The 11,382-nt window shown below is 32.2% G+C and carries 8 protein-coding genes; 2 read left to right on the top strand and 6 right to left on the bottom strand.

Going from position 1 to position 11,382, the window contains the following annotated elements; genetic code table 11:
- Positions 1 to 247 precede the first annotated feature (247 nt).
- Complete coding sequence (locus Ctaglu_RS23510) at positions 248 to 1,585, top strand: APC family permease (RefSeq protein ID WP_125006329.1); 1,338 nt, start codon at positions 248 to 250, stop codon at positions 1,583 to 1,585.
- 563 nt (positions 1,586 to 2,148) lie between these two features.
- Here the strand turns inward: Ctaglu_RS23510 and pepF are convergent.
- From pepF to Ctaglu_RS23495, 3 genes are all read right to left on the bottom strand, one after another.
- Positions 2,149 to 3,948 (bottom strand): oligoendopeptidase F, encoded by a 1,800-nt coding sequence (pepF, locus tag Ctaglu_RS23505; RefSeq protein ID WP_125006327.1) that lies wholly within the window; start codon positions 3,946 to 3,948, stop codon positions 2,149 to 2,151.
- A 191-nt stretch (positions 3,949 to 4,139) separates the two neighbouring features.
- Entirely contained in the window at positions 4,140 to 4,976 is an 837-nt protein-coding gene (locus tag Ctaglu_RS23500; protein WP_125006325.1) for a YjjW family glycine radical enzyme activase, read from the bottom strand.
- On the bottom strand, positions 4,969 to 6,465 hold the full coding sequence (locus Ctaglu_RS23495; protein WP_125006323.1) for a YjjI family glycine radical enzyme: 1,497 nt from the start codon (positions 6,463 to 6,465) through the stop codon (positions 4,969 to 4,971). The genes Ctaglu_RS23500 and Ctaglu_RS23495 overlap by 8 nt, the downstream gene beginning before the upstream one ends.
- Before the next feature lie 294 nt (positions 6,466 to 6,759).
- Here Ctaglu_RS23495 and Ctaglu_RS23490 point away from each other — a divergent pair, with 294 nt between their 5' ends.
- On the top strand, positions 6,760 to 7,761 hold the full coding sequence (locus tag Ctaglu_RS23490; RefSeq protein ID WP_125006321.1) for a hypothetical protein: 1,002 nt from the start codon (positions 6,760 to 6,762) through the stop codon (positions 7,759 to 7,761).
- A 163-nt stretch (positions 7,762 to 7,924) separates the two neighbouring features.
- On the opposite strand, the gene Ctaglu_RS23485 is transcribed toward Ctaglu_RS23490, so the two are convergent.
- The 3 genes from Ctaglu_RS23485 to Ctaglu_RS23475 form a co-directional block, all read right to left on the bottom strand.
- Positions 7,925 to 8,842, bottom strand: a complete 918-nt coding sequence (locus Ctaglu_RS23485; protein WP_125006319.1) for a pseudouridine-5'-phosphate glycosidase — start codon at positions 8,840 to 8,842, stop codon at positions 7,925 to 7,927.
- Complete coding sequence (locus tag Ctaglu_RS23480; RefSeq protein ID WP_125006317.1) at positions 8,836 to 9,930, bottom strand: PfkB family carbohydrate kinase; 1,095 nt, start codon at positions 9,928 to 9,930, stop codon at positions 8,836 to 8,838. Before Ctaglu_RS23480 ends, Ctaglu_RS23485 begins: the two co-directional genes overlap by 7 nt.
- 164 nt (positions 9,931 to 10,094) lie before the next feature.
- Positions 10,095 to 11,024, bottom strand: a complete 930-nt coding sequence (locus Ctaglu_RS23475; RefSeq protein WP_125006315.1) for an alpha/beta hydrolase — start codon at positions 11,022 to 11,024, stop codon at positions 10,095 to 10,097.
- Positions 11,025 to 11,382 lie beyond the last annotated feature (358 nt).

Here is an 11,382-nt window from a genome sequence, read left to right as displayed (position 1 = left end):
CTTGCACCGTGCAGGCTTGTTTGCTATGCCTGTTTTTATTACAAACCGCTCTAATATCATAAATTTTATAGTTCTATACAACTCAATACAAATTCAAGTTTTATTTATTAGTTTCCGTGAGTACTCTATATATTTTAATGACTTTTTTGAAGACAAGCCTAGCATACTAATTAATACTCTTCTGAAGTCTTTAATTAATAACAATTTTCTATTACTCCAAGGCTAACAAAAGAGAGGATGATTTATTTTGGAAACATCAAAAAAACTAAATTCTATCAATAATTCACCAAGAACACTAAAGAAAGAAATCGGTTTACTAGAAGCCATTACCCTAGTTATAGGTATGGTTATAGGTTCAGGAATTTTCTTTAAACCTTCCATTGTCTTTAAAAATGCGGGCTCTCCAACCCTGGGAATACTTGCTTGGGTAGCAGGTGGTATTATAACTATGGCTTCCGCTCTTACTATAGCTGAAATAGCAGCAGCTATTCCAAAAACTGGTGGTGTATTTATATATCTTAAAGAACTTTATGGAGAAAAAGTCGCATTTTTATTTGGTTGGGTACAAACTGTTATTTATGTACCTGGGGCAGCTGCTGCGCTTGCAATAGTCCTGGCAACTCAAGCAACTAATTTTGTACCTATGAATTCACTACAACAAAAACTATTTGCAATATTAATGTTATTTATTATTACAACTGCAAACGTTATATCAACAAAACTTGGTAGTAAAATTCAGTTTGTTGCAACTATTGCAAAATTAATTCCAATTTTTATTATTATTGCTTTAGGCCTTATAAAAGGAACAGCTCACAGTTTTTCTTTGCCTGTAGGTAATGCAGCCGCTGGTGCGGGTTTTGGAGCTGCTATGCTTGGAACACTATGGGCTTATGATGGCTGGGTAGGTGTAGGTAATATAGCCGGAGAGCTTAAAAACCCTAAAAAAGACATACCAAAATCAATAATTTTTGGGTTAGTAGTCATTATAATAGTGTATGTACTATTTAATTTAGCAATTATAAACATAGTTCCTATAACAGCTGTTATAAGTTCCAATAAAGTAGCTTCTGATGCTGCAACAGTTTTATTCGGAAAATCCGGTTCATTATTTATCACTGCAGGTATATTAATTTCAATTTTTGGAACATTAAATGGTTACCTAATGACAGGAGTTAGAATACCTTTTGCCATGGCGCAGGATAAACTTTTACCTTTTGATAAATTCATAGGAAAAGTTAATGAAAAATATCAAACTCCATTAAACGCTTTTGTTTTCGAAGTCGTAATTGCTTGTTTATATGTCTTTAGCGGTTCCTTTGATAAATTAACTAACCTTGTAACCTTTGTTTTATGGATTTTCTTCACCATGGCAGTAGCTGGTATCTTTATATTAAGAACAAAACATAAAGATTTAGATAGACCTTATAAAGTACCACTATATCCAATAATCCCACTCATTGGAATTATCGGAGGTATATATATCCTAGTAAGTACGATTATGACTGATACTTTAAACGCACTTATAGGACTTGCCATAACTTTAATTGGATTGCCTGTATATTGGTATATTAAGAAAAAGAAATAAAAACAGAAAAGTATATATTATTACAATTTCAATTCGCTACGCTAAGTAATTCTAAACAAATTTTAATGAAAGATACTAAAAATTACAAACTCGCTATCGCTCAAACATGTAATTTTCTTAACGTATCTTTCATTAAAATTAGTTAAGAATTACTAAAGCTCGCTCATATGTAATTTACATAATATATACTTTTCCTAACGGTCTAATGCATTGAAAATATTAGTAACGAAAAAAGCACAGAATAATTTCTGTGTTTTTTTCGTTATTCTTATGTCTGCCAGCAGTACGCTTAAAATAGTAGATAAACAGTAAGTATGGAATTTCTCCCAAGTGACTTGCAATAAGAAACGAAAAAACTATTGAAATTCCATTTAGAATTTCTTCTTTTGCGAATATAAAGTTTCCGTGAGCCTGCACAGGAAGTGCAGGCTAGCGAACCCGAAGCAGGACGCTGAGTGTGAGCGCTAGGAAACTTTATATTTGCAAAAGATTAGAATTTCTTAATGGAATTTCCAGTTTCGAGTTCTTTTTGCAAGGCACGTAGGAGAACTTTTACACTTCTCTTATATCTCTTTTTCCAACATCTCTAATAATTCATCAAATCTTCTTATAGTATCTTCCAAAGGTTTTGGAGTTGACATATCTACCCCTGCTTTTTTAAGAATATTTATTGGATAGTCACTTCCACCACTTTTTAAGAAATCTTTGTATCTTTCTACAGCGCTTTCGCCCTCTTCAACTATCATTTTACTGAAAGAATTAGCTGCTGCAAAACCTGTAGTATATTGATATACATAGAAATCGCTATAGAAGTGAGGTATTCTCGACCATTCCATATCTATACCCTCATCTACCACCATTTCTGCTCCAAAATATTTTTGGTTTAAATCATGATAGATTTTACATAAATCCTCGGGAGATAGTGGGTTTCCTCCTTCAATGTTTTCATGGGTTATTTTTTCAAACTCTGCAAACATACATTGTCTAAACACTGTAGTTCTTATTCCTTCTAATTGCTCATTTATTAAAAACAATCTTCTCTTCTTATCTGTCTCATTTTTAATTAAATAATCTATTAATAGGCATTCATTAGTTGTAGATGCAACTTCTGCACAGAATAACACATATTCAGAATATATATATGGTTGAGTCTTCCTTGAATAATAAGAATGAATAGAGTGTCCCATTTCATGAGCAAGAGTAGATACATCATTTAATTGGTAATTATAATTTAAAAGTACGTATGGCATACTGTCATAGCAGCCCCCGGAATATGCCCCTCCACATTTACCTTTGTTTTGAAATATGTCTACCCAGCCTTCACTAATTCCTTCTTTAAATATACTTAAATACTCTTGACCTAGTGGTCTAATACCATCTAATACAATTTTAACAGCATCTTCATACTCAATATGATCTTCCTTCGCATCAACTATTGGCACATATAAATCATACATATGAATTTCATCAAGCCCTAACAGTTTCTTTTTAAGGCTTACATATTTATGAAGTGAAGATAAATTATTATTTATAGTATCCACCACATTATGATAGACCTCTACTGGAATATTATTGGGCTTTAAAGAACTTTCTAATGCACAGTCATAATTTCTTGTTTTTGCATTAAATATAAAATTCTTTATTGAAGATGTTAAAGATGTTGTTAAAGTATTTTTAAATCCACTATAAGTTCCAAATAATGCTTCAAAGGCATCTTTTCTTACTCTTCTATCCTTTGATTTTATAAAAGTACTATAATTTCCTTCAGTTAATTCAACCTCATTACCTTTTTCATCTTTTATACTTGGAAATGTCATATCTGCATCAGTCAACATTCCAAATATATTTTCTGGTGCATTTAAACAATCGCGAGCAGAGGCCAAAATCTTTTCCCCTTCTGCACTTAATGTATGAGGTTTTTGACTTAAAATATCTTTTAAATAAAATTCATATATTTTAAGTTCTGGAAGCTTACAAATTGCCTCATCTACAGCTCCCTCTGGTAATGATAATAATTCAGGAATAAAAAATGCTGTGATACTAGACGCTTCTGCTTCATAAGCATCAATCTTATTTTTAAGAATTTGGAACTCCGCCTTAGCTGTATCCTCGTCCCCTCTTAAATGTGCATATACAAGCAATTTATCTAAAAGTCTTAGAATTTCTACATTGCTTTCTAAAAAGCTTAATAAATCTTCAGCCCTGCCCAGTTTTCCTGAAAACCTTTGCATATTTGGTGCTTTAGATTTTAGTATTTCAAAATCTTCTTCCCACGCCACAGAATTCTTATACATCTTTTCAACTTTCCACTTATGCATACTATCAATTTCGTCTCTTGTTTTAAGTTTTTTAACTTCACTCACTAAAATTCCCTTCTTTCATTTTGTAAATTTAATATCCACTAAAATACATCATTAGATACCATATTATACTATATTATCATACAACTTACAATAAATCCACAAACTAAAAAAAACTCACATTTTGTGAGTTTTTTTAGCAATACATTGGAATTAACAGACTAACTTGTTATTTATTAAATTGCCTAATATAACTATACTACAACTATATTTCTACACCCATTGTGCGTCGCTATATCTCCTAATTCCTTCATAATCTCATCCTTAGGTGTGTAACTGTTTATCTTTGCAAGTCGAACGCCAATTGGCCTATATTTTATAAGTTTGTATCTTATATCTGGATTTAAGGTTGCAATAAGCTTGCTGATTTTATCTACATTATTAAAATTATCTAAAACTTCCGGAACAATAACAGTTCTAATTTCAAATATTTTATTTAACTTAGCTAAATATTTTACATTTTCTATGACAGTAGCGTTTCCCATACCTGTAAGTTTCTTATGTTCCTCATTATTATAGGATTTTATATCTACCATTGCCATATCCATAACATCCACTAGCTCTTTATGTTCCCATAGTGGTACCGAACCATTAGTATCCACAAAACATGTTAACCCCATCTTTTTAACTTCTCTAAATAGGTTTGTTAAAAACTCGCTTTGTAGGGTGCACTCGCCACCTGAGACAGTAATTCCAGAGATGAAAAATTTATTCTTCTCTATTTCCCCCACAACTTCTTCTACAGTCATGCTTTGTGCTTTAGGCGAACTGTTTCTTTTGCAAGCCTTCAAACATTCATCACATTTACTGCAAACTGTTTTATCCCATACTACATTAGGAGCCTTAAATTCTAGTGCAGTATAATTGCAAGCACTCAAACATTCCCCGCAGCTATTACAAACATTTATAGTCTCTGGATTATGACAATAAGAGCAGTTAAAATTACATCCTTGCAAAAATATAGCAGTTCTATTCCCTGGTCCATCCACGGAGCTAAAGGGAATAATTCGATTAACTAGTCCCTTAATCATTTTTTCTTATCTTTCGATCTAATACCTTTTGATTCAAAACTGCTCCAAGTCCGAGTGCTACTGTATCCTGCAGAACCTGCTGTCCCTTTTGTAGCTTTTCAATTTCTGATCTTTTTACAAGGTATCCCGTAATTCTTATTACATCACAATCTGTAGAATATGCTGAAAAATATCTCATTTGCTTTTTAAAAGCGCCTTTGATAATATCTAGAACATACTCCGGATTACTTTTAACTGTACTATCAAAATTAAATATATCACCAATTCCTGAAGGAAAAAACTTATGGAATTTAGCTGCTTCCACTAAATGCCTTGGAAGGTCAGGTTCATCTCCAATAGGAATCCTACACCCTGGGCTTATCCCCATATCAGAATCAATACCCACTTGAGCATGTAATAAATATTTCCCTTTAGATATACTGCAATGAGGGTCATTATGTTTATTAACCTCAGTTTCTAGCTTTTCAATAATCTTATAACCTAATTTATTGGCTATTTCGCCATGTCCAAATCTATTTTCTAGTTTAGATGCGTCAATAAAGTAATTCACACATTCAGCTAGTCCAAACATACCAAACATAGCCGTGAAGTTATCTTTATAAATTAATCCTTCTTTTACCAGGAAATTAGTTTCAAAAAATCCGCTTTCCTCTACTAAGAATCTAATTCTTTCCTTCATATACCCAGCCATTTTCTCTACTGCATCCGGCAATATAATATTTATAAATTCATCTTGGTCTTTTGCTTTTTTAGAAAGAGTCGCCAAATTTAATCTAGATAGTGTATAACTTCCCCCACCTATTGTTAATCCATTATAACAACTAGCTATAGCGTAGTTGTTATCAAACTCCCTTGAAAACATCTCATGGTTAGCAAAGCTTGGTTTTGCAGTTATTAGTGCGGTGTTAATTGCATCAATAGCAAACTCATCTGAGGTATCTTCTGTGCTGTATTTTAAAGTTAAGTTAGGAATTGCATTTTGTAGTTCTCTTTCTGCCCTTAATATTAATCTTCCCGCTTTAGTATCTTTTGGTCCTATATTTGCATGGCAAAATGAATCTGTTATAGTTCTATCTATATGTGTTAAAAATAATTTTATAGCATGAAAAGCTTCTTCCTCATTAACCACAAAGGGTTCCAAAAGATAATCAATATTTCCTATATATACTGGGAATGAAGAAATTGATGGTACATGATTATATAATATTAATAAACTATTTGTAGCCTCCCAAATATCCGAAGGTGGCTTTAGTCCTAAAAACTCACTTCCACTTTTCATGAATTTCTCGTAATTAGGCACTATATACCTAGGCCTATAAGGTGCATGTCCTTCAAATAGGTCACAGATTATTCCCTCACCTCTAAGTTTTTGAGTATCTTTTTCAATATTTAAAACATCTATACTATCTTCCGCAGCTCGTGCAAGAGTTAGTACCTTTTGCTCATAAGTTAGGGTCCCATTTTTAATAATTTCTAAAATGTTGTTCATTATAACACCACTCCATTTAAATTATTTTAACCACATTTTCAAATGGGTTGTTTAACATATAAGTGGATGAATTTATTATATGCTGTTAATTATATTTTATATCGAATCCTGTGTTTTTGCAAAGGTTTTCCGTATTAATGGATAGGAATTATTTTATAATTCAATTTATTGGCACAAATAGAATATACGTACCTCTTTTATAAAGTGAATTTATTTGCAATTCATGTTACGATTAGCATATGCTCGTAGAAACGTAAAATCAATATTATGTATATTTAATGGAGGGGATAGAATATGCTTTTACCTAACAAAGAAATTCTCATCAATAGAATAGTGAAAATTAGGGGAGTTGATGTTCATTTAATTTCTATAACTTCCGAAGAACACAGGAATGTATTATGGGTGATGTATCAATTGTCTTACCATCTTGATGAAGGAATAGATTCAGACCAGAGAACAGAGTATACCTCAAACCGAGATGAAATGATTAATAACATTAGCGAAAAATTGAGTTCCTTTTATATCTATATATCTGAAATAATGATTCAAAACCAAAAGATGACATTTTCTTCTTCAAGTGCAAGTCCTATGTGTGATATGAATTGTGAAGGGTATATGCAACTGCAACATTTTATCGAAAATGGAATGGTTACAACAAATTGGAATGAAGTTGATTTAGATAATATAGTTATAGCCGCTTATGAGCAGAAAAAAAGCGAAGATTTTCCTGCAATAGATTTGTCAAAGAGATTAGATATTACTTTAAAAGTTAGTAATGAGTTTAGGCAGGTACCAATAAACCAGCCAATACACCTGGAATTTGGTGAAATAGAAAAAGGTAACAAGTCTTATTTCTATGACTCCATTGAAAAGAAAAACCGCATTTTTTATATTGACAGGATTAATGGCTATGATATTTGGGAAGAAGCAAACCATTATTTTGAGGATGAGCGGATGCACTCTTTACCAAAAGAACAGATTAAGCAGACAAAAGAACAATATCTGGCTTGTCTTGAAGAGATTTGTCCAAAAGGAATGGACTTAGCAATGCTTGAATATGAAACCGAGGATGGTGTGCAACTTAATTTTTACTCCAAAGAATATTTGGATGAAAGACCAGCATATAAAAATTCTTCATCCACGATGCTTTTTAAATCAGATAAGGAACTTGGCAGTAATGGCTTTAAAAGTCGAGTGTGCCTGATTAAACCAGTAGAAAAAGATTTCAATGGCAGCATTGATGTTGAATTGTTCTCATTGTTCATAGAAATACCAGAAGAAATAATAACGCTTTAGGATTATCCTATGCAATAATACTTTAAAAATTGACTTATCTTAAATAGATAAGTCAATTTTTATATTCCTATATTTTGAATATTATCTAACATCGCCTAGTAATAATAAGTGGATAGAAACTTTCCACCCAGTGACTTGCAATAAGAAGCTAATAAACTACTATTTACCCAAGCTTTGCAAGTTCCACAGCTATTTGTGCTCCAACTTTAGCATTATTATACACTAATTCAATATTTGAATCGAGACTTGCCCCACCAGTAATTTCTTTAACTTTTCCAAGTAAGAATGGTGTACTTTCTTTTCCTTTAATTCCTTTTTCCTTTAACTCTTTTAATGCACTAGTTATAGCATTTGTTATAGCATCATAATCCATCTCATACTGCTCTGGAATTGGATTAGCTATAACCATGCCTCCATTTAGTCCTAAATCCCATTTTGCTTTTAAAGCTGTTGCAACCATATCCGCTGAATCTACGCGATAATCAACGAGGAAACCACTCTTTCTAGTATAGAAAGCAGGAAGTTCATTTGTACCAAATCCAACTACTGGAACACCTTGAGTTTCTAGATACTCTAAAGTGAGTCCTATATCTAGTATAGATTTTGCTCCTGCACAAATTACAGCTACATTAGTATGTGCGAGTTCTTGAAGATCTGCTGAAATATCAAAAGTCTCTTGTGCTCCTCTATGAACTCCACCAATACCCCCTGTAGCAAAAACCTTAACTCCTGCAAGTGCAGCAATTATCATTGTTGATGCTACTGTAGTTGCTCCATCTGCCTTATTTGCTATTATAAATGGAATATCTCGTCTACTAGTTTTAATTACATTTTTACCGCTTCCAAGTGTTTCTATTTCTTCTCTAGTTAAACCCACCTTTAGTCTTCCATTAAGAATTGCAATAGTAGCTGGCATTGCTCCATTTTCTCTTATTATTTCTTCCACCTTAAGTGCAGTCTCAACATTTCTTGGATATGGCATACCATGAGATATAATAGTAGATTCTAAAGCCACCACTGCGCGCCCTTCCTTTAATGCCTTAGCAACCTCTGGTTTAATATCTAAATAATTCATTAACATAATTCAATCTCCTTCATCTTCTTATTTATATTTTCTACGGACATGTTAGGGTTAATAGTATTTTCATGAGATAATGCTAGTATTCCAGCGCTCATAGAAAATCGTGCACTAAGCCCTATTTCAAAATCATTGAAATGACTATAAGCTAGAGCTGCCAAGCAAGCATCACCTGCTCCTGTTGCATTAATTATCTGCACCTTCGGGCTTATTATATGATTGGAAGTAACACCATCATCATAATACATACCCTCTTCACCTAGGCTTATAAACACTCTTTTAACTCCTTTTTCTAAAAAATACTTTGCTGCATTTTTTAAATCGTTTTCATTGTTTATTTTAATTCCCGATAATATTTCAGCTTCAAGCTTATTGGGTTTAATAGTATGGAAACAACCAATGAAATCCTTTACCTTTTTTGCCTTAGTTGTAGATACTGTATCTAAGAAAAAATCTACGTCCTTATAATTAGTTAAAATATATTCAATAGTTTCCTCTGGAATATTTGTATCAATAATGCAAAGCTTTGAATTTTCTATTATATTCTTCTTATTTTTAATAAAATCCACACTAACCTTATCAATAATATCCATATAGGCTATAGCTACCATCATGTCACCAGTACCATCTAGTATTGATAAATAGGTGGAAGTAGCATGCTGCCTTAAAACAAGAGAATCTTCCATATTAAGGTTAATCATTCTTGACTCTTCTAATATTTTTCTTCCATATACATCATCACCAACTGCGCTAATAAGCTTTGTTTCTACGCCTAATTTCACTAGGTTTTCGCCAATATTTCTTCCTACACCACCAAATGAAATCTTTACTTCTCCAGGGTTAGAGTCCTTTAATATTAAATCATTATTCGGAAAACCTTGAATATCAACATTAGTTCCACCAACAATACTTATATATGGCTGTTCACATAAGATGTAACCTTTACCTACTACATATCCTTTTTTTAGCAAATTACTAATGTGAACTGCCACTGACGACCTTGTAATTCTTAAGGAATCAGCCAGTTCCTTTTGAGAAATCATAGGATTGTTCCTAATTAATTCTAAAATTTCTTGCTCTCTATTTGTCATAACCCTCTCCTTAACGTATGTTTAGTGCATAAACATTAGCTTATTTATATAATAGCATATATGTTTTTGTTTTCCAAGTAAATTCTTTCAATTTTAGTTGGAATGTTTCAATTAATTGTTAACTGTCCCCGCTTATTTCACGATTACTTGTGAACGTTGCCCCCTTATTTCAAAGACGTATTAAGCCATTTTATTACATCTGCAATTACTTCTTCCCTATTAATCTCATTAAGCATCTCATGTCTTCCATCTTTATAAAGCTTATAAGTTAAATCCACCATTCCATGCTCTTTATAGGTCTTAACCAATTTTAGAACACCCTTACCATTCTTTCCTACGGGATCTTTATCTCCTGAGAATATATAAATAGGTAAATCTTTAGGAACATTTTCAATTTCCCTTGGGTCAGCTATACTCTTAAGTCCACCTAGAAAATCATAAAAAAATCCTGCTGTAAAAACCGTTCCGCAGAAAGGATCATCTATATATTTATCCACTTGTTTCTTATCCCTACTTAACCAATCAAAGGCTGTTCTATTTGGTTTAAAAGAATTATTGTAACTTCCAAAAGATAATTCATCTAATTTATTACTTTTGCCAGCTCTTCCAATTTTCTTGATCTCTCTCTTTGCTATAAGTCTTGCAATATCTACAGTAATTCCCTGCTTGCCACAAGATCCTGAAACAATTGCACCCTTTAAGCCACCTCCGTATAAACAAATATATCTTTGTGTTAAGAATGATCCCATACTATGACCAAATAAAAATATAGGTAAATTGTGATTTTCTTCTTTAATTCTTTCATTTAATTGATGCATATTTTCCACCATTGAGTTAAAGCCATCTTCACCTAAGTCTCCTAATTTGGAAATTTGACCTGAGGTTTTACCATGTCCTCTATGGTCATTAGCATAAACAATAAACCCTTCATTTGTTAAAGCCCTTGCAAATCCTTCGTACCTAGCTGCCGTTTCTGCCATCCCATGGGCTATCTGAACTACCCCTTTAACTTGTATATTCTCATCTGGTAACCATTTGTATACAAATATCTCTAAGTCACCTTTATCCTTAATCTTAAAATTTTCTACTTTCATAACCCCAACCCCCTATAAATCTTTTATATTTATTTTAAGTCTTTTTTGATTTCATTCAATTATTAGAACGCAGAAAATTTAAGCACAAAAAACCACACTTAATAAATCTATCGTTAAACAGACTTGTTAGTGTGGCTCTCATTTCTCTTAGCCATAATTCATATTTACTCTCAATAAAATTATATCACTAAAATATATATTTGCAAAGCAATATTATTTAAATTATAAAATTTATGATTCATTTATGATAATGTCTTATTATACCGTTTTTGATTATGTCCCAAACAGACAAAAATATAGTGTAGAATATACCTCATAACAATGTATAAATGAGGTGTTCATAATCAGAAAGGTAGAT

This window comes from Clostridium tagluense, from assembly GCF_003865095.1.
GTDB lineage: Bacteria > Bacillota > Clostridia > Clostridiales > Clostridiaceae > Clostridium_AD > Clostridium_AD tagluense.
The sequence above is the reverse complement of the archived record's forward strand: the minus strand, read 5'-3'. Positions and strand labels throughout refer to the sequence as shown.